Origin of the sequence: Acinetobacter pittii ANC 4050 (assembly GCF_000399685.1) — a bacterium.
GTDB lineage: Bacteria > Pseudomonadota > Gammaproteobacteria > Pseudomonadales > Moraxellaceae > Acinetobacter > Acinetobacter pittii_E.
Genome location: NZ_KB976987.1, coordinates 2,869,351 through 2,894,747, shown reverse-complemented (window position 1 = coordinate 2,894,747; position 25,397 = coordinate 2,869,351). Strand labels below are relative to the sequence as shown.

The window sequence follows — 25,397 nt, the reverse complement described above, 5'->3', positions numbered from 1 at the left end:
CTAGGCCGCCTGTGTCTGATTTTTTATTTTTTGAGTTATAAAAATAACAGCAAAACTCAAAGCCATACATAAAACAATACTAAGGCCTGTAGAGATATTGAGTGCTGCACTTGACCATAAACCGACACTAACGCCGAGCTGGGCTAACACGAATGCCCAAATCACCATTTGCTTTGGCGAATTTGCCAATAGGCGAGCGCTTAAAGCGGGGATCACGAGTAATGCACCCATTAGCAAAGAACCTACAGCACGCAAAGCTAAGACTGTAAATAAAGCCAATAACAGCATAAAAATAAGGCGTTGCCAGTTTGCATTCACCCCTTCACTAATTGCGATATCTGGATCAATTGCAAACTGTATTTGCGGCTGCCAAAAACGGTAAAGAATCACGAGTGATATCGCAATAATTAAAGTGAAAACGGGTAAGTCGGGCCAATCAATGCTGAGCAAGTCGCCAAATAAATAACTTAAAAGCTCTGGTCTTAAACTTGGAACATGTTGAATAAATAGTAAGCCGCTACACAGTAAGGACGCTGAACATAAGGCTAGTAGAGCATCATTGGGTAAGCGATTGTCATGTAAAGCCCATAAAACGCCTACCAGTAAAACCGCCGTACCTGCAACGCCAAGCCATAATGGAAGACTTAAGGCTCCAGCAATAGCAACCCCAAGTAGTGTACCGTGCGCCATCGTATCAGCAAAAAAAGACATACGTCTCCAAAGCATCAGACAACCCAGAGGCGCGGTCAAAAATACCAGCAGGGTTCCCATAATCCATGCGGGCAACAATAATTGTAACCATTCCATCATGGCTTAAGCTTCCGGTTCTGGGTGAATGTGAGGACGGTCATTATGAGGGCACGGGTGTGCAGCATCCCCGTGAGCACAATGGTCATGATGATGTTGATAGAAGACCCTTTGAGTTCCAAAGATTGCCTGATATTCAGGGTGTTGTTGGATATTCTCGGGTAGCCCGCTACAGCAAATATGTTTATTTAAACACACTACACGGTGTGTTCCTTGCATAACCCATTGTAAGTCATGAGAAACAATTAAGATCGCACACCCATATCGTTCTGGCAGACTGCGGACATAATCATAAAGTTCCGCTTCTGACTGAATGTCTAGACCTTGCATGGGTTCATCAAGAACTAAAATATCTGGTTGGCGAAGTAGAGCGCGAGCCAGTAGTACTCGTTGGCGCTCTCCACCAGAAAGTTGTTGTACTTTTGATTGTTGTAACTTTGAAATACCTGTGTCTTGAATAATCTCCTGACGCAGGGCAGGGCTGCATTTTTCTAGGTCTAGTAGGTCTTGAACACGCAAAGGTAAGCTGTGTGACGGGTTAAACTTTTGTGGCACATAAGCCATTTTAAGTTTTTTATGATTAATAACACGCCCGCTACTCGGCTGGAGAATGCCGAGTAGAACTTTAATTAGTGTTGATTTACCTGCACCATTAGGACCAATTAAGGACACGATTTCATTCTGATGCAGGGAAAAATCAACTTTTTTTAATATATCCCGATCATCACGATGAATAGAAACCTGCTCAAGCTGAATTAATACAGGATTTAAGGAGTTGTGCGGCACTGTTGGCATTTCCCCGAAATTTCAATAATGCTGTGTTGAGCCATAAAGTCATCTGAAGCTGCAAGCTGGTCAAGCTGGTGTGTAAGACCTTGGGAAGAGGCCTCTTTAACCATATGACATTCGGTACAAATTAAGAATGCTGCTTGGTGGCCTTCACGCGGGTGGCAGCAAGGAATATAAGCATTAATAGAAGTTAGGCGGTGAATGAGCCCTTTTTCTAATAAGAAATCTAAAGTTCTATATACAGTTGGAGGCGCAGCAGGGCGATCAGTTTGACTTTTTATACGTGCCAATAAGTCATAGGCGCCCATTGGGCCTGACGCATTTAAAATGAGTTCCAGAACTTCTTTGCGCAAAGGTGTAAGACGTGCACCAGTCGCAGAACATAAACTTTCTGCTTCAGCTAAACGGCTTGCGACATTGTGGTGATCATGCACACCATGCAAAGAATCATGATGTTCATGCGAGCAGGAACTCATAAGGATAACCTCGAATTTTTAACGGAATATTAGCATGAAGCGATGCTTCATTCGATTAATCTTAGGTATTTTTGTAACTTTGTTATATTATAACATGCTTCGAGCTAATTTAAATTGATGGTCTGTCATGTTCCGTTTTTTTGTTTTCAGTATGTTCTCTCTTTTGAGTACGTTAGGGTGGAGTCAGGGTTTGGTGGTTTCTACGCACCCGATTTATCTGATTGCAAAAGAAGTCACTCAGGGGGTTGAAGAACCACAACTCTTATTAAAGGGGCAAACTGGACATGATGTACAATTAACTCCAGCACACCGTAAAGCAATTAATGATGCTTCTTTGGTGATTTGGTTGGGTAAAGCGCATGAAGCGCCTTTAAATAAGTTGTTGGGTAATAATAAAAAGGCAATTGCACTATTAGATAGTGGCATCGTTTCTGTTTTGCCTCAGCGCAGTACACGTGGTGCAGCTTTACCTAATACAGTAGATACTCATGTATGGTTAGAGCCAAACAATGCAGTTCGAATTGGTTTCTTTATTGCTGCTTTACGCTCTCAGCAACATCCTGAAAATAAGGCAAAGTACTGGAATAATGCCAATATCTTTGCTCGTAAAATGTTACAGGCGGCACAAGCTTATGATAGCTCAAGTAATGGTAAGCCATATTGGGCATATCATGACGCGTATCAATATTTAGAGCGTTCATTAAACTTAAAATTCGCTGGTGCTTTAACAGATGATCCTCATGTAGCGCCAACAGCAGCTCAAATTAAATATCTTAATGATAGCCGACCAAAAAATCAGATGTGTTTGTTGGCAGAAAGTTTTACCACTAAGAATCAATATCAAAAATTAGGTAACATTACTTTTCAGCCAGTAGACGAGAGCATGAATAATGAGGATGATTTCGTCACTGCATGGAAGAAACTGGCAATAAAAACTGATAAATGTGTATTAAGTACGCAAAAGTAACATAAAAAATAAACAAAGGCTGACTGTAGCGTCAGCACCACCTGTCATGAAAAACCCCGACTAAAGTCGGGAAAAGATTGCATGTTCAGGGGTGTAACTCTATAATGCCTGCGATTAAAAGCGATCATCAGCTAAACTTGTCAAGCATTTATGCTGTGAGTGGATAAAAATGAGCCAAACTAGTCGCTTGATTGACCGACGATTAGCAAAAGCTTTGGTCTTCTTACAAGCATGTATGATCCCTGTTTCCGCTCTTGTAGCGTGGAGCATAAAAGACATGACAGCAGCATTAAGTGCGGCACTTGGTGCATTGGTCTGCTGGCTTGCGACGAGTTATTTTTCGTGGCAATCCTTCAGAACAGCAGGTGCACGAGCATCAAAACAAGTGCTGTCTAACATGTATAGGGGCATGTTAGGCAAATTTGCAATCATGATCGTTGGATTTATTTTGATTTTGAGCAATGTTAAACCTTTATCACCGTTAGCATTGCTGTTTGGTTTTATTCTCGTTCAGGCAATGTCGTGGGTCGCTCCGTTCTGGGTGTCACGTCTACAAAAACGGGTGTAGAAACAAGAAGAATTGAAGATTTTTTGGAGGGTAGCGAGATATCGACAGTGCGCCGATGTTCGTTTCCCTTCTTTTTAGTAATTGACATTGACCAGGTGTGATTTATGGCTGCTGAAGAACATGCCCTCACTTCGACAGAGTATATCAAGCATCACTTGACCAATATGACCTATGGCAAAATGCCAGACGGTACATGGAAATTGGCTGAGACTGCTGAAGAAGCTCATTCGATGGGGTTCACTGCAATTCACTTGGATTCAATGGGTTGGTCAATTGGCCTTGGTGTTATTTTCTGTTTGTTATTCTGGATCGTTGCGAAAGCTGCTAATGCAGGTGTTCCAACTAAATTCCAGTCTGCAATTGAAATGATCATTGAGTTTGTTGACTCAAGTGTCCGTGATACTTTTCATGGCAAATCACGTTTAATCGCTCCGCTTGCACTCACTATTTTCGTGTGGATTTTCCTCATGAACTTAATGGACTTGATCCCAGTTGACTGGATTCCTCAAGTTGCAGCGTTTGTAGGTGCAAACGTATTTGGTATGGACCCTCACCACGTTTACTTCAAGATCGTTCCATCTACAGATCCAAACATTACTTTAGGTATGTCTTTATCTGTATTTGTACTTATCTTGTTCTACAGCATCCGCGAAAAGGGTGTTGGTGGTTTCGTTGGCGAGTTGGCACTTAACCCATTTAACCCAAGTAACCCAGTTGCAAAAGCGTTGCTTATTCCAGTGAACTTGATTTTGGAATTGGTAACATTCCTTGCTCGTCCGATTTCATTAGCTCTCCGACTATTCGGTAACATGTATGCCGGTGAGTTGATCTTTATCCTAATTGCTTTATTGCCGTTCTGGATTCAATGGGCGTTGTCTGTGCCTTGGGCGATCTTCCACATTCTTGTAATCACGTTGCAGGCATTCATCTTTATGATGCTTACCATCGTTTACTTGAGCATGGCAAGCGAAAAACATTAATGGTATTGCCTAACTATCAAATGATGGTTGGGCTGAATTTTTTTAATTTAATTTGGTAATAACCTAACCTCTGAGGAATTTTTCATGGAACTCACTTTAGGTCTAGTTGCAATTGCATCTGCTATCTTGATCGCTTTCGGTGCTTTGGGTACTGCGATTGGTTTTGGTCTTTTGGGTGGTCGCTTTTTAGAAGCTGTTGCTCGTCAACCAGAATTGGCTCCACAACTTCAAACTCGTATGTTCTTAATCGCGGGTCTTCTTGATGCTGTGCCTATGATCGGTGTTGGTATTGGCTTGTTCTTCATCTTCGCTAATCCATTTGTAGGTTAATCATCTTAATTCCTAAATCCACTATTTGAGGAATTGCAATGAATATCAACCTCACATTGATTGGTCAAGCGATTGCGTTTGCATTCTTTGTTGCATTCTGCATGAAGTTTGTTTGGCCACCACTAATCAATGCGATTAGTGAGCGTCAGCGTAAAATTGCTGATGGCTTAAATGCAGCAGAAAAAGCGAAAGCTGACCTTGCCGATGCACAAGCGCAAGTTAAGCAAGAGCTTGATGCAGCTAAAGCACAAGCGGCTCAATTGATCGAACAAGCGAACCGTCGTGCAGCGCAATTGATCGAAGAAGCTCGTACTCAAGCTGCGGCTGAAGGTGAGCGTATTCGTCAACAGGCTAAAGAAGCTGTTGATCAAGAAATCAATTCTGCTCGCGAAGAATTACGTCAACAAGTAGCTGCTTTGGCAGTAACTGGTGCAGAAAAAATCCTGAACCAGCAAGTTGACGCAGAAGCTCATAACGCCATGCTGTCTCAGCTGGCTGCTAAACTTTAAGCGAGGCGAATTATGGCTGAACTCTTGACGTTGGCACGTCCGTATGCCAAAGCAGCATTTGCTTATGCTTCTGAGCAAGGTGCAACAGACAATTGGTCGAATGCGTTACAAGTGCTCAGTGCTGCGGTGCAAGACGAAGCATTTTCCGCTTATTTAAATCGCCCTGAACTTACTCCTGCGGAGCAAGTGAAGCTTTTTGCTAAAGTTTTAGGTGAAGATCAATCTCAAGCAGTGTCTAACTTTTTGACACTTCTTGCAGATAACGATCGTTTAATGTTGTTACCTGAAATTGAAGCAGAATATGAACAGCTTAAATCACAGAATAACAACAATGTGGATGTCGTGATTGAATCGGCTTTCCCATTAACTGCTGAACAAGAGCAACTGTTGAAATCTGCTTTAGAAAAGCGTTTTAACAGTACTGTAACTGTTTCAGTTGAAGTTAAACCTGAGCTTATTGCAGGTGTTGTAATTCGTGCAGGCGATCAAGTGATAGATGATTCTGCGCTTAACAAGCTTGAAAAAATGCGTACTCGTCTTCTTGCATAATGCAAATGATGAAGACTGAACTAATAAAAGATTGAGGAATAGCGCAATGCAACAACTGAATCCATCCGAGATCAGTGCGCTCATTAAACAGCGTATCGGAGATCTGGACACCAGCGCGACCGCTAAAAACGAAGGTACCATTGTTATGGTATCCGACGGTATCGTGCGCATTCACGGTCTTGCTGATGCAATGTACGGTGAAATGATCGAATTCGACGGCGGCTTATTTGGTATGGCACTGAACCTAGAACAGGATTCAGTGGGTGCCGTTGTTTTAGGTAACTACCTAAGCCTTCAAGAAGGTCAAAAAGCTCGTTGTACAGGTCGTGTATTAGAAGTTCCAGTTGGTCCTGAACTTCTTGGCCGTGTTGTCGACGCTTTGGGTAACCCAATTGATGGTAAAGGCCCAATTGATGCGAAATTAACTGATGCTGTTGAAAAAGTAGCACCAGGCGTAATTTGGCGTCAGTCTGTAGATGAGCCTGTTCAAACTGGTTATAAATCAGTTGATACAATGATTCCTGTTGGCCGTGGCCAACGTGAGTTGATCATCGGTGACCGTCAAACTGGTAAAACAGCGATGGCGATCGATGCGATTATCGCTCAGAAAAACTCTGGCATTAAGTGTGTATACGTTGCGATTGGTCAAAAACAATCAACAATTGCAAACGTTGTACGTAAGCTAGAAGAAACTGGCGCTATGGCGTATACAACTGTTGTCGCTGCTGCGGCTGCTGATCCTGCTGCAATGCAGTATTTAGCTCCGTACTCTGGCTGTACAATGGGTGAATACTTCCGTGACCGCGGTGAAGACGCTCTTATTATTTATGATGATTTGTCTAAGCAAGCTGTTGCTTACCGTCAAATTTCATTACTTTTACGTCGTCCACCAGGTCGTGAAGCGTATCCGGGTGACGTATTCTATCTTCACTCACGTCTTCTTGAACGTGCTTCTCGTGTATCTGCTGATTACGTTGAGAAATTCACTAATGGCGCAGTAACTGGTCAAACTGGTTCTTTAACTGCATTGCCAATTATTGAAACTCAAGCAGGTGACGTATCTGCATTCGTACCAACGAACGTAATTTCGATTACTGACGGTCAGATCTTCTTAGAAACATCATTATTCAACGCAGGTATTCGTCCTGCTGTGAACGCGGGTATCTCTGTATCTCGTGTTGGTGGTTCTGCTCAAACTAAGATCATCAAAAAATTGTCTGGTGGTATCCGTACCGCTTTAGCACAATACCGTGAATTGGCTGCGTTTGCTCAGTTCGCTTCTGACCTTGACGAAGCAACTCGTAAGCAACTTGAACATGGTCAACGTGTAACTGAGTTAATGAAGCAAAAACAATATGCTCCTTACTCAATTGCTGACCAAGCTGTTTCTGTTTATGCATCTAACGAAGGCTACATGGCTGACGTAGAAGTTAAGAAAATCGTAGACTTTGATGCTGCGTTAATTTCTTACTTCCGCTCAGAATATGCTCCGTTGATGAAACAAATCGATGAAACTGGTGACTACAACAAAGACATCGAAGCAGCAATCAAAGCAGGTATTGAAAGCTTTAAAGCGACTCAAACTTACTAAGTTCAGTTTTAGTTAAGTTTGGTTCACGGATCAACCTTCGGAAGCTCGAAAGAGCTTTCGAATACTAGGTTAAGCGTATGGCAAATTTAAAAGAAATTCGCGCCAAAGTAGCTAGTATCAAGAGCACGCAAAAGATTACTCGCGCGATGCAAATGGTAGCTGCTTCTAAAATGCGTCGTGCGCAAGAGCGCATGGCTCAGGGCCGTCCGTATGCCGATAATATGCGCCGTGTAATTGCTCACTTGGTACAAGCAAACCCTGAATACAAACACCGTTATATGGTTGATCGCCCGGTTAAGCGCGTTGGCTATATCGTAGTGTCTTCAGATCGTGGTTTGGCAGGTGGCTTGAACATTAACTTGTTCAAGAAAGTTGTGCAGCATGTCAAAGCACAACAACAGCAGTCAATTGAAGTTGAATTTGCTTTAATTGGTCAAAAAGCGGTTTCGTTTTTTAAGAATTACGGCGGTAAAGTGCTCGGTGCAACTACCCAACTTGGCGATGCGCCGAGTTTGGAACAGTTAACTGGCTCAGTCCAAGTTATGCTTGATGCATTTGATAAAGGCGAATTAGATCGTATCTATCTCGTATCAAATGGCTTCGTTAATGCAATGACTCAGCAGCCTAAAGTAGAACAACTTGTTCCTTTAGCACCAGCAGAAGAAGGCGATGATCTCAACCGTACTTATGGTTGGGACTATATCTACGAACCAGAAGCAGAAGAATTGTTAAATGGTTTGTTGGTTCGCTATATCGAGTCTATGGTTTATCAAGGTGTGATTGAAAACGTTGCATGTGAGCAGTCAGCTCGTATGGTCGCGATGAAAGCAGCGACAGACAACGCAGGACAATTGATTAAAGACCTACAACTCATTTACAACAAGCTGCGTCAAGCCGCGATTACTCAGGAAATTTCCGAGATCGTTGGCGGTGCCGCTGCCGTTTAACATTATTAAGTTTGAATTGAGGAGACAGCAATGAGTAGCGGTCGTATCATTCAGATCATCGGCGCGGTTATCGACGTCGAGTTTGAGCGCAATAGCGTTCCTAAGATCTATGACGCTCTCCAAGTTGACGGTACTGAAACTACATTAGAAGTTCAGCAACAGCTTGGCGATGGTGTTGTTCGTACCATCGCAATGGGTTCTACAGAAGGTCTTAAACGTGGCCTTAATGTAACTAGCACAAATGCACCGATTTCTGTTCCAGTAGGTCCAGCTACGCTTGGTCGTATCATGGACGTTTTGGGTCGTCCTATCGATGAAGCAGGTCCTGTAGCGACTGAAGAGCGTTTGCCGATTCACCGTCAAGCACCTTCTTATGCTGAACAAGCAGCTTCTACTGACCTTTTAGAAACTGGTATTAAAGTAATTGACTTACTTTGCCCGTTCGCAAAAGGTGGTAAAGTTGGTTTATTCGGTGGTGCTGGTGTTGGTAAAACCGTTAACATGATGGAGTTGATCAACAACATCGCTAAAGCTCACTCAGGTTTATCTGTGTTTGCTGGTGTTGGTGAGCGTACTCGTGAAGGTAACGACTTCTATCACGAAATGAAAGATTCTAACGTTCTTGACAAAGTAGCAATGGTCTACGGTCAGATGAACGAGCCACCAGGTAACCGTTTACGCGTAGCGTTAACTGGTTTGACTATGGCTGAATACTTCCGTGATCAAAAAGACGAAAATGGTAAAGGTCGTGACGTATTATTGTTCGTCGACAACATCTACCGTTATACACTTGCAGGTACTGAAGTATCAGCATTGTTAGGTCGTATGCCATCTGCGGTAGGTTACCAACCTACACTTGCAGAAGAAATGGGTGTTCTTCAAGAGCGTATTACATCTACTAAATCTGGTTCGATCACATCGATCCAAGCAGTATATGTACCTGCCGATGACTTAACAGATCCATCTCCTGCAACTACATTTGCTCACTTAGATGCAACAGTAGTATTGAGCCGTGACATCGCATCTTCTGGTATCTATCCAGCGATCGATCCACTTGACTCAACTTCACGTCAGTTAGACCCATTAGTTGTTGGTCAAGAGCACTATGAAATTGCGCGTGCAGTACAAAACGTATTGCAACGTTATAAAGAGCTTAAAGACATCATCGCAATCTTGGGTATGGATGAGTTAGCTGAAGAAGACAAATTGGTTGTTTACCGTGCGCGTAAAATCCAACGTTTCTTCTCTCAACCATTCCACGTAGCTGAAGTGTTTACTGGTGCTCCTGGTAAATTAGTACCGCTTAAAGAAACGATTCGTGGCTTTAAAGGTCTATTAGCTGGTGAATACGATCACATCCCAGAACAAGCGTTCTATATGGTTGGTGGTATTGACGAAGTGATTGCTAAAGCTGAGAAACTCTAATTTAAGGAGATCATCTCATGGCGACTATGCAATGTGATGTCGTAAGTGTTAAAGAGTCTATTTACTCTGGCGCAGTAACGATGTTAATCGCGAAAGGTGCTGGTGGTGAACTTGGTATTTTGCCAGGACATGCTCCACTAGTAACCTTGCTTCAACCGGGCCCAATTCGTGTTCAGTTGGAAAATGGTACAGAAGAAATCGTCTATGTATCTGGCGGTGTTTTAGAAGTTCAACCTCATGTTGTAACGGTTCTTGCAGATACTGCAATCCGTGCTGACAACTTGGATGAAGCTGCAATCTTAGAAGCACGTAAAAATGCTGAACAATTGCTTGCAAACCAAAAGAGTGATTTGGACTCAGCTGCTGCGTTGGCTGCCTTGGCAGAAACCGCTGCACAGCTTGAAACTATCCGTAAAATCAAAAATCGCGCACTCTAATTGCCGGTTTGAGATTGAAAAAGCCACCGTAAGGTGGCTTTTTTTATGAGTTAATTTTTAAGATTCAGTTTTTGAATCCGATTTTTCATCCCCAGCCATAATCATGGAAGCAAGTTTCACCATGTCCATTTGAATGGTATTAAGCTGTTTTTCGATTTGGTCAAAATCAATTTGATCTAATTCCCCATTCAGTAATGGCATGCTAAGAGCTTGTTGATTGGCACGTAATAAACTTTGGCGAATATTTTCAATTTCCTGACTTTTGATATCTAAAGTCAGAAGAGCTTGATTTAATCCTTGTAATTGCTGTTTTAAAGTTGTGACTGTAGTTTTTAATTCGTTCTTATTTTTATCTTGGATCGCTTGCTCAACATCCAGCTGAGTATCTTTAAGTTGTTCAACATAGTCACCAGCTTTAATCTGTAAATTAGCAGCGTCACGGACCATATAAAAAATATTACCGCTTTTAAGTTCAGTTTTATTAGGTGCAATATCGGACTCTTGTTGCTCAAGAGGTTGGTCAGATGATTGTTCAGTTATCTCAGTCTTTTCTTGATCATTAGCATGGTCTTGTGCTTGATCACACCCGAGTAAAAGCATGCCTGAGGCAAAAATTACAAAAGGAAGAAATGCACCCTGTAAAACTTTTTTCATAACTACAAACAACATCAAATAAAGCAAATAGGTACTATAGGCATAAAATATGAAGAAAGATTGTATTTTTGCAAACTAACAACATTTGCAAGGATAATAAAAAAGAGCGTATAAAACGCCCTTTTTCACGTTTAAAAATTTTATTTTGCTAATTCTGCTTCAACTGCTTTAACAATTTGTTCGTCGTCTGCTGTTATGTTTGGAGCAAAGCGAGCCACGACTTCACCATTCTTATTAATTAAGAACTTTTCGAAATTCCATAAAACTTCTGGAGCGGGATTGGTTGGAATACCTAAGCCTTCTAAACGCTCACGGAAAGGACCTTCACCAGTACGTTCTGGTTGAGCTGCTGTCAAAGCTTGGTAAAGTGGATGCTTGTCTTCGCCGACTACAGAAACCTTAGAAAATAAAGGAAAATGAACATCATAATTTAATGAACAAAATTGCTGAATTTCTTCATCAGAACCCGGTTCTTGCTCTTTAAAATTATTTGCAGGGAAACCTAAAATTTCAAGACCTTGATCTTTTTTTGCTTGATAAAGTTTTTCTAAGCCTTCGTATTGTGGAGTTAAACCACATTTAGAAGCAGTATTTACAATAAGTAGAACTTTACCTTTATATTGTTCAAGATCAACCGTTTCGCCTGAAATAGCTTTTACTGGAATGTGATATACAGATTGTGTCATGAGTCTTTCCTAAAAATTGTAATTGATATCAAGTAACGCATTTGTTTTAACTGCTATTGAGGGGTAGTGCAATAATATTCGTGTTCAAAAAAGAAAAAGTTTTTAAAGATAATCTGAATTCTAGTTATTTCTGATTTGGATAGGCGTTTGCCCAGTGTAACGTTTAAAAAACTCAATAAAACTTGAGCTATGTTGATAACCTAAATCGTATGCTAAACGCTTGATAGGTGTTCCTTGGCGAATCTGATGAATGGCATAAACAATTTTGGCCCGATTTCTCCATTCGGACAACGAAAGCTGAAGCTCTTGTTGACTCAAACGTAATAAGTGACGATCACTTACTGAAAAGTTCTGAAGCAACTGCTGTAAAGAGTGATTAAAAAGTAAAGGATCTGAAAGTTTTTCTAGAATAGGCAATAAAACAGGATGACGCGTTTGCGGTAAATAATGTGAATATGCAGGGGCTTGTTTAAGTTGATCGAATAAAACTTGTAAAAGATGTTCTAAGTATTCAGGTTGTTCGGTTTGTTTTTGCTGTTCTAAAATTTGGAGAACTAAGGTTCGAAAGAAAGGCTGAATACTAAAACATTTACATACGTTACCTAAAATAGAGCAGAGGCTAGGGTGTAACCGAATACAGATATAATGAATTTCATGGTCGATATGAGTAGATTGATGAACTGTTTGAGGAGGAATCCAAAGCCCATAGCTTGGAGGAGATAAGTAGATTTGTTCCTCTACTTGCATTTCCAAAATGCCATTCAAACTAAAATTAAAATCTCCCCAGAGAGATGCATGAGGACGAACAATATCTTCTTTTTGGTATAGAAATTCATGAACTTCTATACTGTTCAATAAAGAAAATGCTTGGTCCTCATTGTTCATCTATATGCTCTAACTCATATTTTAATTTTCACAAGTCGCTTTAGGATTATTTAAGCCTTTTGCTAAGGTGAATGTACTTAGTAATGCTAAGGCAACGAAGCTTAATACTCCATAAATTAAAGTATTTTCATTGAAATGATCAACTACATAGCCACCTAATAAAGAACCTGTTGCAATCATTACCTGAAACATACCAACAAAAAGAGGCATACCTTTTTCAACGGCATTTGGTGCATGTACAAACATCCAAATATTGGCAGAGGTAGGGAAAGCGCCAAATGCGAATCCCCATAAAGCTGTTAAGACAATAGCACCAAACTCATGGATAGCAAAAAGAGGGAATCCAAAAAATACGATTGCGAAGCATGTACCGACAAAAGCTAATGTATAACGGACATTTAGGTTGCCACTATATCCGGCAAAAGCATTTCCGAAAATACCTGCAATACCATAGAGCAATAATAATGAACTAATGGTTGTGCCATTGAAACCGGCAACATTTTTAAAGAAAGGGGCTAAATAGCTATAGGCACAGAAATGAGCAAGTCCAATCAGTAAGACAATTAACATACCACTACGTGCTTTGGGCGTACGTAAGAGTGCTGGTAAGTCTTTCAGGTGAATTGCCGAGTCCGGTACAAGTTTAGGTAAAAAGATTAATTGTAAGATTAAAACAATTAAGCCAATGCCTGCTGTAATTCCAAAAGCGCTGCGCCAACCATAAAATTCACTTAGCCATGTTCCAATAGGCACACCTAAAACTGTAGCAAAAGTTACACCTGCCATCACGACCGCAGTTGCTTTAGCAATAGGAAGATGTGAAGGAGCTAATTTTCCACTTAAAGCAATTGCTGTCGCCCAGAAACCACCAATTGAAATACCTAAAATTAAACGGCTCAACAATAAAACATGAAAGTTTTCAGCAAAGGCAGTAATGGTATTGGCAATCACCATAATGGCCGTCAGCAAGATAAGTACATAACGCCGATCAAGTTGTTTTACGGATACAGGCAATAGAGGTGCCGCAATTGCTGCCATAATGCCGGGTACAGTAATAATCAGGCCTGCTGTACCTACAGAAATATTTAAATCAGTTGCGACACTATTTAAAACACCAACAGGTAAAAATTCACTTGTTACTAATGCAAATGCAGCAATAGAAACGGCCAAAATAGCAAACCAGCTCCCTTGAGTGGAGGTCGTGGGTCGCGCTTTAGAAATAGAAGATTGGTCCATAGGAGATCCTTACTTGTCTAAATTTGGAGTAAAGAAAGGCAATTTATTAATTAACTAACGATCATTATGAAAATAAAATAGTTGATAAAAAATCGAACGTCAATTAATTTAATAACGATTGTTATAAAAATAGATGTGATCTTTATGACAAATAGGCATGAAACAGACCTTGTTGTTACTGAAGAAACGCTAAAAAAGAAGCGTGGGCGTCCTAAATGCTTTAATGAGCAAGAGGTTTTGCAAAAAGCAATGTTGCTCTTTTGGGAGCATGGCTATGAAGCAACATCTATTAGCGACTTAACGCAAGCTTTAGAAATTACAGCACCGAGCTTATATAGTACCTTTGGGGATAAGGCAGGGCTGTTTTATAAAAGTATTGATTACTATTTGGCTCATGAAGCATGTCCCATAGAAACCATTTTTTTAGAAGCAAAAACGGCAAAAATCGCTTTTGAGTTATATCTTTATGACAATGTAAAACGCTTAATTCAACCGAATAAGCCCGCAGGTTGTATGTTGGTGGTTGCTGCCATGAATTGTTCTGATGCCACTCAAGATGTGCAGCAAAATCTATTGGATAAACGCATAAAGACCAAAGAAAAATTATTAAAACGTCTTCAACAAGGTGTCGAGCAGGGTGATTTATCTGCCAATGCTCCTCTACAGGAAATGACAGATTTTTATGCTACAGTCATTCAAGGCCTTACTATTCAGGCCAGAGACGGCGCGAGTACTGAGCAATTGCATAAAGTTGTAGAGCATGCCATGAAAGCTTGGACATTATTTTAAAAAAGGGAGATGTCCTAAGTTCAATATCAATGTCGGAAATACGATATTTCAATTTATTAAGACATTCTCCAAAATAAAATCTCTTTTGTAGAGGGTGCATTGTTATGAGTCAGGTCATGAAATATCACAAATGGGCATTTATTTTTCCCATTTTGGCAGTACTGATTTGGTCTTTAAATATTGTAGTCACCCGCTATGTTTCGGATTATATCTCGCCGGTAAGTATTAGCTTCTATCGGTGGTTAATCGCTTTTATTATTTTGACTCCCTTTATGTTTTTGCCTGTTTGGAGACAAAGACAACTGGTAAAACCATATTTACCTAAGCTTGCTGTGCTAAGTGCATTTGGGATGGTACTTTATCAAGGTTTAGCTTATACGGCTGCCCATTATACCAGTGCAACCAATATGGGAATTGTGAATGCATTTATTCCTATCTTTACGATCTTTGTTTCGCTTGCCATTTTAAAAGATGTGCCTAACCGCTTTGCAGTTTTTGGCAGTATTTTGTCTTTTGCAGGCTTGCTATATGTCATGTCCCAAGGAAATATTAATAAGTTATTAAGTGGTGGCGGGCATCTTGGTGATGCGTTAATGATTATTGCCGTATTCTTCTATGCATTTTATGGGGTTTTCCTGAAAAAATGGCAGTTACCTCTACCAATTATGACAAGCTTATATGTTCAGATTGGATTTTCTGTAATATTTCATATTCCTTTAATTCTCTGGTTTGGACTTGATGCTTTAAATGTAGAAAATGCACCAAGCGCTATTTATGCGGGCGTATTTGCTTCGCTCATCGCGCCGTTAGTTTGGATGTTAGCTGTTCAACAGCTTGGTCCTAATAGAACAAGTATTTTTATGAACTTGGTTCCTGTTTTTACAGCAGTTATTGCAAGCGTCTGGTTATCTGAACAGTGGACCATTTATCATACGCTAGGTGGGATTGTTATCTTAATTGGTATTATCATGGCTCAAAAGAAGGTCAGTCCTAAAAAGAGTGAATTAATCCAAGAGCAAAACTAAAGTCGGGGAAAAAACTATGGCATATTTTGAAAAAAACTGATGAAAATATGCCATTTTTTTCTTAGTTAAAGTTTTTCTATATGATTTATAAATAGTTTATAAAAGTAGGTTGAAATATAAATATTAAAAAAGCCGAGCAAAAATATTAATATAATTTTAATTTATAAGCGAAAACTTGCAAATTCCCTACACTTTTCATGCTTTTTTTAGAGAAATAATATATTTCTCTCATTTGATCTCTTACTACATAATAGCGACCACTACGAAAGACGTGCTTTTTTGCAAATTATCTTTCGTTGCAGAGATATTCAAACCCTCTGGATGTGGTATATACCCATCCTTTTTTATGCTCAGTTATCCCTATATAACTGAGCTTTTTTTTGTCTGGATTAGGCGCGAATAATCTCTCCAGTAAGGGCATTAATAATTCTACTTGGTTGCTGACTTTGGCCTAAGTCACCATTGAGATAGTTTAATTGTGAACCAAAGTATTGGCAGGCATCTTGTAGTGAGTGAGCAGGTTCTTGCCCACTTGGGTTAGCACTCGTCGAGACAATAAATCCATGAAAAGCATTGCATAATGCTACACATAAAGGATGAGTGGTGACTCGAACAGCAACAAGCGGATGTTTACCTTTAATCCATGAAGGAATATGTTCACCAGCAGGTAATAGCCAAGTTGTCGCTCTTTCTGAAGGTTGATGATTCGTCCAACAATCAATAATTTCTTGCTGGGTTGTTTGAGGGAGCGAAGTGAGCAGGTGCTCAACTTGGCTAATATGGCCTGCTAATAGAATTACGCCTTTTTCAATAGGCCTTTGCTTGAGTTCAAGAATCTTTTGAAAAGCTTGCTCATTAAAAGGGTCGCAACCTAGCCCCCAAACTGCCTCAGTTGGATATGCCAAAACTTGACCTTGTTGTAAACATTCGGCTGCTTCGGTAACTGAGGTGGTAATCATGGTAATACTCTTCCTTTCAATCAGACAGAATTTTATTGTGCGCTCCAATACTAAGAACGACAACGTAAATACAACCCTGATTGTTGCATACATAAACCAAGTAGTTCTAGTTCCATCAGTGAAGAGGTGAGTTCTGCCACAGGTTGAGAGTGATGCAAAACAAGCTGGTCAATATCTTGTCCAACCCAGTCTAAAGACTGATAAAGGCCAATTAAATGCTCAGGAATTTCTGGGGCGCAAGAAACTATTTCTTCCTCAGTTGAGTTCTGTTGCTGACTTTGCCATTGGGTGGGTAACGCAAGGTCTTCAATAATCTGCTCAGGATGATCAACTAAAATTGCTCCTTCACGAATGAGTTGATGACAACCTTGATGAAATTCACTGTAAATATGACCAGGAATAGCAAATACGGTTTTACCTTGTTCGGCTGCTTTGTTCGCAGTAATGAGAGAACCACTCTTTAATGTAGCTTCTACCACTAACACGCCTAAACTTAAACCACTGACAATTCGGTTCCGACGGGGAAAATGCTGTTGTAATGGTGGGGTACCAGGTAAAAACTCAGTAATAATGGCGCCGTTTTGAGCCAAAATTTGTTCGGCAAGTTTTTTATTTTGAGCAGGGTAGGTACTATCTAAACCTGTTCCTGTCACTGCAATGGTACGTTGATGTGCGGCAGCTCCTTGATGAGCAGCTTCGTCAATTCCATATGCCAAGCCACTACTTACATAAAATCCTTTTTCACTTAAGTAGTAGGCAAAATCATAAGCAACCTGACGACCATGCGGGCTTGGTTTTCGACTACCGACAATCGCAATTTGTGGTTGCAATAAGGCTTGTGCCTGACCTTTTCCAAAAATGATAGGTGGATGATCTGTATAAGGTAGTAATTGAGTGGGATAGCCTGAGTCATCTGCCGTTAAAATAAAGTCGGTATGTTGATGAATCTGTTGAACCAGTTTTTCAAACTGAGCTTGACCTTGAGCGGTTTGAAATTCATCTACGCGTTTTAAATGATTGGCGTGTAAACCAAGATTAGACCACTGTGCTAATCCATTTGGCTGGACTGCTTTTTCACAGTGACCAAAATAATCAATAATTTTTTTAAAACTAACTAAAGAGTGCTGCACCAAATACCACACTTTAAGCGTGTGGTAATGGTGTGAAGAAAGTTGAGTAAGCATTTTAAAAGGTACATCCAGCGTTAATCATTAAAGCGAGGCGGCTGAATGCTTGAACCAACTTTAATTGGTAAATCGCTTTCTAATACGTAGGCATAACTCAACTGATCAAAGGTTCTAAAAACCATTAGGCTACCAATTTGCTGGCCAGGTAACTTTATTGATTCCTTAGTTTTAGGATCGCGAATAGTTTCGCCTTGCTGCGTAATATCAAAAACTTGGCCTACTTGAACACCTTGAGTTGTACCGCGGTCCAAAGTCACAACACTATTTTTGGCGGCAGTGCCAATTGATCCCATGACACGAATGATTTTGCCACCATCTGGCACTTGAGTAGCGTCCACTGGATAAAATAAAGTAGGCAATGTAGCCTCTTCTTCTGGCATAACCCGATCACCACGACGTACTTCAGAATCGTAGCTGTCAGTTAACTCAAGCGTGGTAATGTCTTTTTCCGAAGAGATAGCAATCCCCGAGGCAACTTGTTGTAGCTCAATACCTAGACTATGCTTTTTGCCTTTATTATCTGTGAAATAATAAGGTTCACCTTCACGGTAGACGGCATAACGTTGACCATCAATCAAACCTTGTCCACGTGCATAAATAGTTTGACCTTTTGCTGCAAGTACTCGTTGATCGGCAGTACCTACTACATAAGGAGTATGTTCAATTGCGTCAGCTGGCAGAATAGTGCTGTGTTCTAACCACTGCTTGATATGTTCAAGAGGAATAACAGGGATGTTATTGTTAATTGACTCTACACGAACTTGAGGTTGTAAATTTGTCATTTGGCCTGTGTAACGGCGAATAATGCCGACACAACCGTCTCCCTCATCTTTTCCAACTAATGGCCGGCCATCTAAACTACATAGCAAGAGTCGATCACCTGGATAAATCCAATGCGGATTTTTGACATGCTGATTATTTGCCCAAATTTCAGGCCAGCGCCAAGGTTTACTCAGAAAGTGACCGGAAATATCCCATAGCGTATCTCCCCGTTTTACTACGTAGACATGTGGTGCATTACTTTTAAGAGAGGGTGGATTATGGTTTGGACTAGCAGCATAAACCTCTGCTACCGTACCGAATGCAACCCCTGTAAAAAGTGCGAAAGCAAGTAAATGCTTTTTTATCCCCAAAGCATGAAATTGAACCATGCCGTCAAAAACCTTTTTCATTATGATAATTCCTAAAAATTATGCGTGCAGATGCGTTATAATAGGCGGCTAACACACAATTTTTCGATGAAGTATTTCCTTCATTTGGTTTTTTAATCAATGGCATAAGTGAGGACGTCAGTATGGCCTTATTACCTATTTTAAGTTTTCCTGATCCCCGTCTTCGTACCATTGCTAAGCCTGTTGAAGAAGTTACTGATGAAATTCGTCAACTTGCAGCAGATATGCTTGAAACCATGTATGCCGCACCGGGTATTGGTTTAGCAGCTTCACAGGTCGATCATCATATTCAGCTTATCGTCATAGATTTGTCTGAATCTAAAGATGACCCGATGGTTTTCATTAACCCCAAAATTACTCCACTGACAGAAGATACGCAGCAGTACGAAGAAGGCTGCCTATCGGTGCCACAAATATACGACAAAGTTGAGCGTCCGTCACGTGTGAAAATTGAGGCAATTAACCTTGAAGGTCAAGCATTTGAGATAGAAGCTGATGGACTTCTCGCTGTTTGTATCCAACATGAAATGGATCACTTAAATGGCAAATTATTTGTGGATTATTTGTCGCCACTTAAACGTCAGCGCGCACGAGAAAAAGTTGAAAAAGTTGTTCGTCAACGTGAGCGTGAAAAAGTTGCAGTAAAACGTTAAAAATTTCTATTCTTGAAATATGAATATAGTGTGGATGTGATTTTTGGTTTTTCGTAGTGGGTTACTGCTTGCATGTGCAGCAGTATTTTTACAGATTGCGGTGTTTCTACAGCCGCTATTACCGAAGCAATATCAAATTGCTCCGGTCTGTGAAACTATTACCCTTGCTTTGCTTAAACCTAAAGCACAGACGGAAATCATGTCACATACCATGCATTCACATCATGAACATCATATTGAACAAGTACAAACCTCTGGACAACATGATCATCATGATGCAAATCACCAGTGTCAGTATTGTACCGTCTATGCCAATTTGGTTTTACCACCTGAATTTGGTGTAAAAGAAGTTTTAGTCCGCATACAAGTCCGCTTAGTCGCCTATCAACAAGCATTTCGACATGTTTACTTTGCGCTACAGCGACTTTTTCTACTCCCGCAAGGGCGCGCACCGCCTCTATTTGCATAAATAAAAGCAATTTTTTGTTGGGGTCTTAACTGACTTCAATATCACTTTATTTATGTTTTAGAGCGTATAAAAATGCCACATTCTAAATTCTTATTACAACCGTTATGGGTTGCGATGCTTGCTGCCTCTCATTCGGGTCTAGTTTTTGCTGATTCAGAAAAAAATGATCTTGATACTAATACTCTTCATTCATTGGCACCCATCGTTGTTACCGCACAACAAGGCAACGATGCAAATGGTCCGATCGTACATGCAGATCCAAAGCAACCGATTCAGCCCGTACCTGCTACCGATGGAGCAGACTATCTGCAAAGTATTATGGGATTTAACTCGATACAAAGCGGTGGAACAAATGGTGATGTGACATTCCGAGGTATGTTTGGTTCACGCATCAAAATTTTGACTGATGGAACTGAGAACTTGGGTGCATGTCCAAACCGTATGGATGCTCCGACTTCTTATATCTCTCCAGAAAGTTATGATCGTATTTCTGTCATTAAAGGTCCACAAACGGTTCAATATGCCAATACAGGTTCGGCCGCTACGGTACTTTTTGAACGTCAACCTGAGAAACTCACCTCTGAAAAACCTTATCGTGGGCAAGCGAGTGTCTTACTAGGTTCATATGGGCGTATTGACCATAATGTTGAAGCAGCATTGGGTGATGAGAAAAAATATATTCGTTTAAATGCCAACCGTTCAGAATCCAATAGTTATCAAGATGGGGATGGCAATACCGTGCCCTCAGCATGGAAAAAGTGGAATGCAGATATAGCGCTTGGCTTTACTCCAGATGAAAACACGTGGGTCGAACTCACTGGTGGAAAATCTGATGGTGAATCGCTTTATGCTGGACGTTCAATGGACGGTTCTCAGTTTGCGCGCGAAAGCTTAGGTCTACGGTTCGAAAAGAAAAATATCACTAATGTCATTAAGAAAATTGAAGGGCAAGTGAACTACAGCTATAACGACCATATTATGGATAACTTTAGCTTACGTACACCTCCATTAGTTGAAATGAACCATGGTGGTATGACCATGCTGATGCCAAATCCAATGGCAATGCAAGTAACGCGTCGTACATTAAATTCACGTTTGGCCATGACTTCTGAATGGAATAAGTGGAGTTTGATTACAGGTGTAGATTCTCAATTTAATAAACATGGCGGTAGCATGTCATCGCCAACCATGCCTTCAATGAATATTCCATATCGCCAAGATATGCGTTTTCAATCATACGGTGCTTTTGGTGAACTCGGTTATCAATGGAACGATCTCAACAAACTGGTTACAGGAGTACGTTTAGATCGAGTCACAGTTGAAGATGAACGTGCCGATTCTCAAGCAAAAGGCTTCAATACTAAACTTGAAAAGACTTTACCAAGCGCATTTGTTCGTTGGGAAAACCAACATCCTGAGCATGACCTAAAAAGCTATATCGGTTTAGGTTATGTAGAGCGTATGCCCGATTATTGGGAGCTTTTCTCGCCTAAACATGGGAATGCTGGCTCAACCAATACCTTTAACGGTGTGAATCCTGAGAAAACATTACAGTTGGATATGGGCTTCCAGCAGCAACATGGTGCTTTAAATACATGGGCTTCTGCTTATGCAGGCTTAGTAGATGACTACATTTTAATGAGTTACCACCATCATCCAAGTATGGGAATGGGTGGACATGATATGAGTCATGATATTACTGCAGGCGCCAAAAACGTCGATGTAACCATCGCAGGAGCGGAAGCTGGTATTGGATATCAATTTACCGACCATATCCAGGCAGATTTGAGTGCGATGTATGCATGGGGTAAAAACACCACTGATGACAAACCACTACCACAAATTTCACCATTAGAAGGCCGCTTAAATATTCGCTATGTAGCTGACAAATATAACTTGGGTCTGTTGTGGCGAGCTGTTGCTGAGCAAAACCGTGTGAGCCTACATCAAGGTAATATCGTGGGTTATGACCTAAAACCAAGTAAAGGTTTTTCAACTCTTTCTTTAAATGGAAGCTACAACCTTCGTAAAGATATCGATGTCTCTGTTGGTATCGACAACGTATTAGATAAAACCTACACCGAACACTTAAACAAAGCGGGGAGTACGGGCTTTGGATTTGCGAGTGAAGAGCAGTTCAATAATATCGGAAGAAATTACTGGGTTCGTATGAGCATGAAGTTTTAATAAGCTTAGCGAAATAGATGAACTGAAACTATTAACTTAATGAGAGAAATGAAATGACTAATAAATTATCGCCTGAACAGTCTTGGTGGGGATGGAAGTTACTGATTGTAGCTTCTATCTTAAGCTTATTGTTTATGATTGTTTTTTACTTAGCAATTAACAACGAACCTGACTACATGCCAAGTCAAAAAAATAAGCAGATGATGGAGTCACATGAGCAAATGAATCAAGCTGAAATGCACATGCACAGTTCATCAGCTCAATAAGCTCTTTAAAATTTGAAAAAGGAAGTCTGGTTAACAGACTTCCTTTTTTTATTTTTAGGTTTTAAAAATTATTGATGCATACTTGCTAAGGTTTTTGCCTTACCTTGATTCTGATAAAACTTTAAACCAAATTTTGTATAGGGCGGATGGGGCATCGGACTTCGAAAAGGTGCAGCATAAATCCTTTGTAATTATTAATAGTACGCTTTTTACGATGATGCGATATGTGAGTCAGAACAACTTTCTTATATCAGAACAACAACTTAAGCGCGAATTGTCGAGCATGATATTGGCTTATTTAGGTCAAAAATAAATAATTAAAATAATTATTTATATAAAACAATGTGTTAAATTGATTGTTGATTTAAAAGTGAACGCTCAAGTCATAAATTTCTAATTTTCGCTTGCAAAGGGGATGGGATGGTCTATAATGCACATCCATCGGCGGTGATGCAGATAGAAACTTGTTGAAAAACAGTTACTTGTGATTAAGTTGGTTGCTTTAAGCGATGAATTTGATGAGAAGTTGGTTTTGAGATTAAGTTTTAAAAATATCGAAATTACCTGTTGACTTTTAAGAGATTAAGAGTAATATAGCCGACCTAGCTTGCTGGTGACGAACCAGGAAGAAGATCATTAAGAGAATTGAAGAACAACTTGTGTGGATTTTTACTGGTTGATTAATCGAAATAATTTTCATTGATTGATTGGTTTAAATTACTCGAAGTTTATTTGAGCGAAATTTAAGTCAGTAATTGATGAGCCAGAATTGGCACCTTGTCTTTAAATAAGGTGCAAAATGATTTTAACTGAAGAGTTTGATCATGGCTCAGATTGAACGCTGGCGGCAGGCTTAACACATGCAAGTCGAGCGGAGAGAGGTAGCTTGCTACTGATCTTAGCGGCGGACGGGTGAGTAATGCTTAGGAATCTGCCTATTAGTGGGGGACAACATTTCGAAAGGAATGCTAATACCGCATACGTCCTACGGGAGAAAGCAGGGGATCTTCGGACCTTGCGCTAATAGATGAGCCTAAGTCGGATTAGCTAGTTGGTGGGGTAAAGGCCTACCAAGGCGACGATCTGTAGCGGGTCTGAGAGGATGATCCGCCACACTGGGACTGAGACACGGCCCAGACTCCTACGGGAGGCAGCAGTGGGGAATATTGGACAATGGGCGCAAGCCTGATCCAGCCATGCCGCGTGTGTGAAGAAGGCCTTATGGTTGTAAAGCACTTTAAGCGAGGAGGAGGCTACTGAAGTTAATACCTTCAGATAGTGGACGTTACTCGCAGAATAAGCACCGGCTAACTCTGTGCCAGCAGCCGCGGTAATACAGAGGGTGCAAGCGTTAATCGGATTTACTGGGCGTAAAGCGCGCGTAGGCGGCTAATTAAGTCAAATGTGAAATCCCCGAGCTTAACTTGGGAATTGCATTCGATACTGGTTAGCTAGAGTGTGGGAGAGGATGGTAGAATTCCAGGTGTAGCGGTGAAATGCGTAGAGATCTGGAGGAATACCGATGGCGAAGGCAGCCATCTGGCCTAACACTGACGCTGAGGTGCGAAAGCATGGGGAGCAAACAGGATTAGATACCCTGGTAGTCCATGCCGTAAACGATGTCTACTAGCCGTTGGGGCCTTTGAGGCTTTAGTGGCGCAGCTAACGCGATAAGTAGACCGCCTGGGGAGTACGGTCGCAAGACTAAAACTCAAATGAATTGACGGGGGCCCGCACAAGCGGTGGAGCATGTGGTTTAATTCGATGCAACGCGAAGAACCTTACCTGGCCTTGACATAGTGAGAACTTTCCAGAGATGGATTGGTGCCTTCGGGAACTTACATACAGGTGCTGCATGGCTGTCGTCAGCTCGTGTCGTGAGATGTTGGGTTAAGTCCCGCAACGAGCGCAACCCTTTTCCTTATTTGCCAGCGAGTAATGTCGGGAACTTTAAGGATACTGCCAGTGACAAACTGGAGGAAGGCGGGGACGACGTCAAGTCATCATGGCCCTTACGGCCAGGGCTACACACGTGCTACAATGGTCGGTACAAAGGGTTGCTACCTAGCGATAGGATGCTAATCTCAAAAAGCCGATCGTAGTCCGGATTGGAGTCTGCAACTCGACTCCATGAAGTCGGAATCGCTAGTAATCGCGGATCAGAATGCCGCGGTGAATACGTTCCCGGGCCTTGTACACACCGCCCGTCACACCATGGGAGTTTGTTGCACCAGAAGTAGCTAGCCTAACTGCAAAGAGGGCGGTTACCACGGTGTGGCCGATGACTGGGGTGAAGTCGTAACAAGGTAGCCGTAGGGGAACCTGCGGCTGGATCACCTCCTTAACGAAAGATTGACGATTGGTAAGAATCCACAACAAGTTGTTCTTCATAGATGTATCTGAGGGTCTGTAGCTCAGTTGGTTAGAGCACACGCTTGATAAGCGTGGGGTCACAAGTTCAAGTCTTGTCAGACCCACCATGACTTTGACTGGTTAAAGTTATAGATAAAAAGATACATGACTGATGATGTAAGCTGGGGACTTAGCTTAGTTGGTAGAGCGCCTGCTTTGCACGCAGGAGGTCAGGAGTTCGACTCTCCTAGTCTCCACCAGAACTTAAGAGAAGTTCGGATTACAGAAATTAGTAAATAGAGATTATATGATCTTGGTTTATTAACTTCTGTGATTTAAGTATCACGGTATTAAGCATGACCTGACGAAGGCATGTTTATTCATTAACAGATTGGCAAAATTGAGTCTGAAATAAATTGTTCACTCAAGAGTTTAGATTAAGCAATTAATCTGAATGAATTGAGAACTAGCAAATTAACTGAATCAAGCGTTTTGGTATATG

At 41.0% G+C, this 25,397-nt stretch carries 26 protein-coding genes, 2 tRNA genes, 1 rRNA gene and 1 pseudogene; 20 read left to right on the top strand and 10 right to left on the bottom strand.

The genetic code is table 11. The annotated features are described in order from the left end of the window. From znuB to zur, 3 genes are read right to left on the bottom strand one after another with little or no spacing between them, the layout of a single operon-like run. Nucleotides 1–810, bottom strand: a complete 810-nt coding sequence (znuB, locus tag F931_RS17375) for a zinc ABC transporter permease subunit ZnuB (protein WP_016142505.1) — start codon at nucleotides 808–810, stop codon at nucleotides 1–3. Between the two features lie 3 nt (nucleotides 811–813). Beyond that, nucleotides 814–1,602, bottom strand: coding sequence for a zinc ABC transporter ATP-binding protein ZnuC (znuC, locus tag F931_RS17370; RefSeq protein WP_025470403.1), 789 nt, complete (start codon nucleotides 1,600–1,602; stop codon nucleotides 814–816). After that, nucleotides 1,575–2,072 carry a transcriptional repressor gene (gene zur, locus F931_RS17365; protein ID WP_016142503.1) on the bottom strand — a complete coding sequence of 166 codons (498 nt, stop codon included), beginning with the start codon at nucleotides 2,070–2,072 and terminating at the stop codon, nucleotides 1,575–1,577. Before zur ends, znuC begins: the two co-directional genes overlap by 28 nt. A 127-nt stretch (nucleotides 2,073–2,199) precedes the next feature. Between zur and znuA the strand changes: the two genes are divergently transcribed. From znuA to atpC, 10 genes are all read left to right on the top strand, one after another. Beyond that, nucleotides 2,200–3,039, top strand: a complete 840-nt coding sequence (gene znuA, locus F931_RS17360) for a metal ABC transporter substrate-binding protein (protein ID WP_016142502.1) — start codon at nucleotides 2,200–2,202, stop codon at nucleotides 3,037–3,039. Between the two features lie 169 nt (nucleotides 3,040–3,208). Further along, nucleotides 3,209–3,607 carry an ATP synthase subunit I gene (atpI, locus tag F931_RS17355; RefSeq protein ID WP_002114124.1) on the top strand — a complete coding sequence of 133 codons (399 nt, stop codon included), beginning with the start codon at nucleotides 3,209–3,211 and terminating at the stop codon, nucleotides 3,605–3,607. Between the two features lie 104 nt (nucleotides 3,608–3,711). Then, nucleotides 3,712–4,587: a F0F1 ATP synthase subunit A gene (gene atpB, locus F931_RS17350; protein ID WP_016142501.1), complete on the top strand. Its 876-nt coding sequence runs from the start codon at nucleotides 3,712–3,714 to the stop codon at nucleotides 4,585–4,587. A gap of 84 nt (nucleotides 4,588–4,671) precedes the next feature. Further along, a complete protein-coding gene (gene atpE, locus F931_RS17345; RefSeq protein ID WP_000424060.1) occupies nucleotides 4,672–4,917 on the top strand; it encodes a F0F1 ATP synthase subunit C in 246 nt (81 codons plus the stop codon). A gap of 38 nt (nucleotides 4,918–4,955) precedes the next feature. Then, nucleotides 4,956–5,426: a F0F1 ATP synthase subunit B gene (gene atpF, locus F931_RS17340; protein ID WP_001024691.1), complete on the top strand. Its 471-nt coding sequence runs from the start codon at nucleotides 4,956–4,958 to the stop codon at nucleotides 5,424–5,426. 12 nt (nucleotides 5,427–5,438) lie between these two features. Then, complete coding sequence (gene atpH / locus F931_RS17335) at nucleotides 5,439–5,975, top strand: F0F1 ATP synthase subunit delta (RefSeq protein ID WP_002114070.1); 537 nt, start codon at nucleotides 5,439–5,441, stop codon at nucleotides 5,973–5,975. A gap of 46 nt (nucleotides 5,976–6,021) precedes the next feature. Next, nucleotides 6,022–7,566 carry a F0F1 ATP synthase subunit alpha gene (gene atpA / locus F931_RS17330; protein WP_002114049.1) on the top strand — a complete coding sequence of 515 codons (1,545 nt, stop codon included), beginning with the start codon at nucleotides 6,022–6,024 and terminating at the stop codon, nucleotides 7,564–7,566. Between the two features lie 77 nt (nucleotides 7,567–7,643). Next, the gene (atpG, locus tag F931_RS17325) at nucleotides 7,644–8,513 is read left to right on the top strand and encodes a F0F1 ATP synthase subunit gamma (RefSeq protein WP_002114131.1); all 870 of its coding nucleotides are present in this window, start codon (nucleotides 7,644–7,646) and stop codon (nucleotides 8,511–8,513) included. A 30-nt stretch (nucleotides 8,514–8,543) separates the two neighbouring features. After that, nucleotides 8,544–9,938: a F0F1 ATP synthase subunit beta gene (gene atpD, locus F931_RS17320; RefSeq protein ID WP_002114045.1), complete on the top strand. Its 1,395-nt coding sequence runs from the start codon at nucleotides 8,544–8,546 to the stop codon at nucleotides 9,936–9,938. A gap of 17 nt (nucleotides 9,939–9,955) precedes the next feature. Further along, nucleotides 9,956–10,375 carry a F0F1 ATP synthase subunit epsilon gene (gene atpC / locus F931_RS17315; protein WP_002114076.1) on the top strand — a complete coding sequence of 140 codons (420 nt, stop codon included), beginning with the start codon at nucleotides 9,956–9,958 and terminating at the stop codon, nucleotides 10,373–10,375. A 57-nt stretch (nucleotides 10,376–10,432) separates the two neighbouring features. On the opposite strand, the gene F931_RS17310 is transcribed toward atpC, so the two are convergent. The 4 genes from F931_RS17310 to nepI form a co-directional block, all read right to left on the bottom strand. After that, nucleotides 10,433–11,029, bottom strand: a complete 597-nt coding sequence (locus tag F931_RS17310; protein ID WP_025470402.1) for a hypothetical protein — start codon at nucleotides 11,027–11,029, stop codon at nucleotides 10,433–10,435. A gap of 140 nt (nucleotides 11,030–11,169) precedes the next feature. After that, nucleotides 11,170–11,715, bottom strand: coding sequence for a glutathione peroxidase (btuE, locus tag F931_RS17305; protein WP_016142499.1), 546 nt, complete (start codon nucleotides 11,713–11,715; stop codon nucleotides 11,170–11,172). A 120-nt stretch (nucleotides 11,716–11,835) separates the two neighbouring features. Continuing rightward, nucleotides 11,836–12,600 carry an AraC family transcriptional regulator gene (gene yeaM, locus F931_RS17300; protein ID WP_016142498.1) on the bottom strand — a complete coding sequence of 255 codons (765 nt, stop codon included), beginning with the start codon at nucleotides 12,598–12,600 and terminating at the stop codon, nucleotides 11,836–11,838. 21 nt (nucleotides 12,601–12,621) lie between these two features. Further along, on the bottom strand, nucleotides 12,622–13,836 hold the full coding sequence (gene nepI / locus F931_RS17295; RefSeq protein WP_016142497.1) for an MFS transporter: 1,215 nt from the start codon (nucleotides 13,834–13,836) through the stop codon (nucleotides 12,622–12,624). A 135-nt stretch (nucleotides 13,837–13,971) separates the two neighbouring features. On the opposite strand from nepI, the gene F931_RS17290 reads away from it, so the two are divergent. After that, entirely contained in the window at nucleotides 13,972–14,625 is a 654-nt protein-coding gene (locus F931_RS17290) for a TetR/AcrR family transcriptional regulator (protein WP_080649527.1), read from the top strand. Nucleotides 14,626–14,729: 104 nt separating this feature from the next. Beyond that, a complete protein-coding gene (locus tag F931_RS17285) occupies nucleotides 14,730–15,650 on the top strand; it encodes a DMT family transporter (protein WP_016142495.1) in 921 nt (306 codons plus the stop codon). A gap of 389 nt (nucleotides 15,651–16,039) precedes the next feature. Here F931_RS17285 and yrdC read toward each other — a convergent pair whose 3' ends face one another. The 3 genes from yrdC to F931_RS17270 are packed head-to-tail and all read right to left on the bottom strand — an operon-like array spanning nucleotide 16,040 to nucleotide 18,968. Continuing rightward, nucleotides 16,040–16,609 carry an L-threonylcarbamoyladenylate synthase type 1 TsaC gene (gene yrdC / locus F931_RS17280; protein ID WP_016142494.1) on the bottom strand — a complete coding sequence of 190 codons (570 nt, stop codon included), beginning with the start codon at nucleotides 16,607–16,609 and terminating at the stop codon, nucleotides 16,040–16,042. 50 nt (nucleotides 16,610–16,659) lie between these two features. Further along, the gene (gene dprA, locus F931_RS17275; protein ID WP_016142493.1) at nucleotides 16,660–17,793 is read right to left on the bottom strand and encodes a DNA-processing protein DprA; all 1,134 of its coding nucleotides are present in this window, start codon (nucleotides 17,791–17,793) and stop codon (nucleotides 16,660–16,662) included. Between the two features lie 20 nt (nucleotides 17,794–17,813). Beyond that, complete coding sequence (locus F931_RS17270; RefSeq protein ID WP_016142492.1) at nucleotides 17,814–18,968, bottom strand: LysM peptidoglycan-binding domain-containing protein; 1,155 nt, start codon at nucleotides 18,966–18,968, stop codon at nucleotides 17,814–17,816. A gap of 122 nt (nucleotides 18,969–19,090) precedes the next feature. On the opposite strand from F931_RS17270, the gene def reads away from it, so the two are divergent. The 8 genes and pseudogenes from def (at nucleotide 19,091) to F931_RS17235 (ending at nucleotide 25,155) form a co-directional block, all read left to right on the top strand. Continuing rightward, entirely contained in the window at nucleotides 19,091–19,621 is a 531-nt protein-coding gene (gene def, locus F931_RS17265) for a peptide deformylase (RefSeq protein WP_016142491.1), read from the top strand. Between the two features lie 43 nt (nucleotides 19,622–19,664). Next, the gene (locus F931_RS17260; protein WP_016142490.1) at nucleotides 19,665–20,090 is read left to right on the top strand and encodes a DUF2946 family protein; all 426 of its coding nucleotides are present in this window, start codon (nucleotides 19,665–19,667) and stop codon (nucleotides 20,088–20,090) included. Nucleotides 20,091–20,162: 72 nt separating this feature from the next. Then, nucleotides 20,163–22,277, top strand: coding sequence for a TonB-dependent copper receptor (oprC, locus tag F931_RS17255; protein ID WP_016142489.1), 2,115 nt, complete (start codon nucleotides 20,163–20,165; stop codon nucleotides 22,275–22,277). A gap of 53 nt (nucleotides 22,278–22,330) precedes the next feature. Then, nucleotides 22,331–22,543, top strand: a complete 213-nt coding sequence (locus F931_RS17250; RefSeq protein WP_016142488.1) for a hypothetical protein — start codon at nucleotides 22,331–22,333, stop codon at nucleotides 22,541–22,543. A gap of 157 nt (nucleotides 22,544–22,700) precedes the next feature. Continuing rightward, a pseudogene (locus F931_RS22250) lies at nucleotides 22,701–22,830 on the top strand (TetR/AcrR family transcriptional regulator); the annotation flags it as partial. A 519-nt stretch (nucleotides 22,831–23,349) separates the two neighbouring features. Next, nucleotides 23,350–24,887: ribosomal RNA gene (locus F931_RS17245) — 16S ribosomal RNA — on the top strand. A gap of 59 nt (nucleotides 24,888–24,946) precedes the next feature. Next, nucleotides 24,947–25,023, top strand: a tRNA-Ile gene (locus F931_RS17240). Between the two features lie 56 nt (nucleotides 25,024–25,079). Continuing rightward, nucleotides 25,080–25,155, top strand: a tRNA-Ala gene (locus F931_RS17235). Nucleotides 25,156–25,397: the final 242 nt, after the last annotated feature.

What these genes read in the sequence shown, in the direction of transcription:
- atpF (WP_001024691.1), top strand. Translation starts at nt 4,956, where the DNA reads ATGAATATCAACCTCACATTGATTGGTCAAGCGATTGCGTTTGCATTC.
- atpI (WP_002114124.1), top strand. Translation starts at nt 3,209, where the DNA reads ATGAGCCAAACTAGTCGCTTGATTGACCGACGATTAGCAAAAGCTTTG.
- atpH (WP_002114070.1), top strand. Translation starts at nt 5,439, where the DNA reads ATGGCTGAACTCTTGACGTTGGCACGTCCGTATGCCAAAGCAGCATTT.
- atpG (WP_002114131.1), top strand. Translation starts at nt 7,644, where the DNA reads ATGGCAAATTTAAAAGAAATTCGCGCCAAAGTAGCTAGTATCAAGAGC.
- atpC (WP_002114076.1), top strand. Translation starts at nt 9,956, where the DNA reads ATGGCGACTATGCAATGTGATGTCGTAAGTGTTAAAGAGTCTATTTAC.
- F931_RS17310 (WP_025470402.1), bottom strand. Translation starts at nt 11,029, where the DNA reads ATGAAAAAAGTTTTACAGGGTGCATTTCTTCCTTTTGTAATTTTTGCC.
- yeaM (WP_016142498.1), bottom strand. Translation starts at nt 12,600, where the DNA reads ATGAACAATGAGGACCAAGCATTTTCTTTATTGAACAGTATAGAAGTT.
- dprA (WP_016142493.1), bottom strand. Translation starts at nt 17,793, where the DNA reads ATGCTTACTCAACTTTCTTCACACCATTACCACACGCTTAAAGTGTGG.
- atpA (WP_002114049.1), top strand. Translation starts at nt 6,022, where the DNA reads ATGCAACAACTGAATCCATCCGAGATCAGTGCGCTCATTAAACAGCGT.
- F931_RS17250 (WP_016142488.1), top strand. Translation starts at nt 22,331, where the DNA reads ATGACTAATAAATTATCGCCTGAACAGTCTTGGTGGGGATGGAAGTTA.
- znuA (WP_016142502.1), top strand. Translation starts at nt 2,200, where the DNA reads ATGTTCCGTTTTTTTGTTTTCAGTATGTTCTCTCTTTTGAGTACGTTA.
- atpD (WP_002114045.1), top strand. Translation starts at nt 8,544, where the DNA reads ATGAGTAGCGGTCGTATCATTCAGATCATCGGCGCGGTTATCGACGTC.
- oprC (WP_016142489.1), top strand. Translation starts at nt 20,163, where the DNA reads ATGCCACATTCTAAATTCTTATTACAACCGTTATGGGTTGCGATGCTT.
- yrdC (WP_016142494.1), bottom strand. Translation starts at nt 16,609, where the DNA reads ATGATTACCACCTCAGTTACCGAAGCAGCCGAATGTTTACAACAAGGT.
- btuE (WP_016142499.1), bottom strand. Translation starts at nt 11,715, where the DNA reads ATGACACAATCTGTATATCACATTCCAGTAAAAGCTATTTCAGGCGAA.
- atpE (WP_000424060.1), top strand. Translation starts at nt 4,672, where the DNA reads ATGGAACTCACTTTAGGTCTAGTTGCAATTGCATCTGCTATCTTGATC.
- F931_RS17270 (WP_016142492.1), bottom strand. Translation starts at nt 18,968, where the DNA reads ATGAAAAAGGTTTTTGACGGCATGGTTCAATTTCATGCTTTGGGGATA.
- znuC (WP_025470403.1), bottom strand. Translation starts at nt 1,602, where the DNA reads ATGCCAACAGTGCCGCACAACTCCTTAAATCCTGTATTAATTCAGCTT.
- atpB (WP_016142501.1), top strand. Translation starts at nt 3,712, where the DNA reads ATGGCTGCTGAAGAACATGCCCTCACTTCGACAGAGTATATCAAGCAT.
- zur (WP_016142503.1), bottom strand. Translation starts at nt 2,072, where the DNA reads ATGAGTTCCTGCTCGCATGAACATCATGATTCTTTGCATGGTGTGCAT.
- nepI (WP_016142497.1), bottom strand. Translation starts at nt 13,836, where the DNA reads ATGGACCAATCTTCTATTTCTAAAGCGCGACCCACGACCTCCACTCAA.
- def (WP_016142491.1), top strand. Translation starts at nt 19,091, where the DNA reads ATGGCCTTATTACCTATTTTAAGTTTTCCTGATCCCCGTCTTCGTACC.
- F931_RS17285 (WP_016142495.1), top strand. Translation starts at nt 14,730, where the DNA reads ATGAGTCAGGTCATGAAATATCACAAATGGGCATTTATTTTTCCCATT.
- znuB (WP_016142505.1), bottom strand. Translation starts at nt 810, where the DNA reads ATGATGGAATGGTTACAATTATTGTTGCCCGCATGGATTATGGGAACC.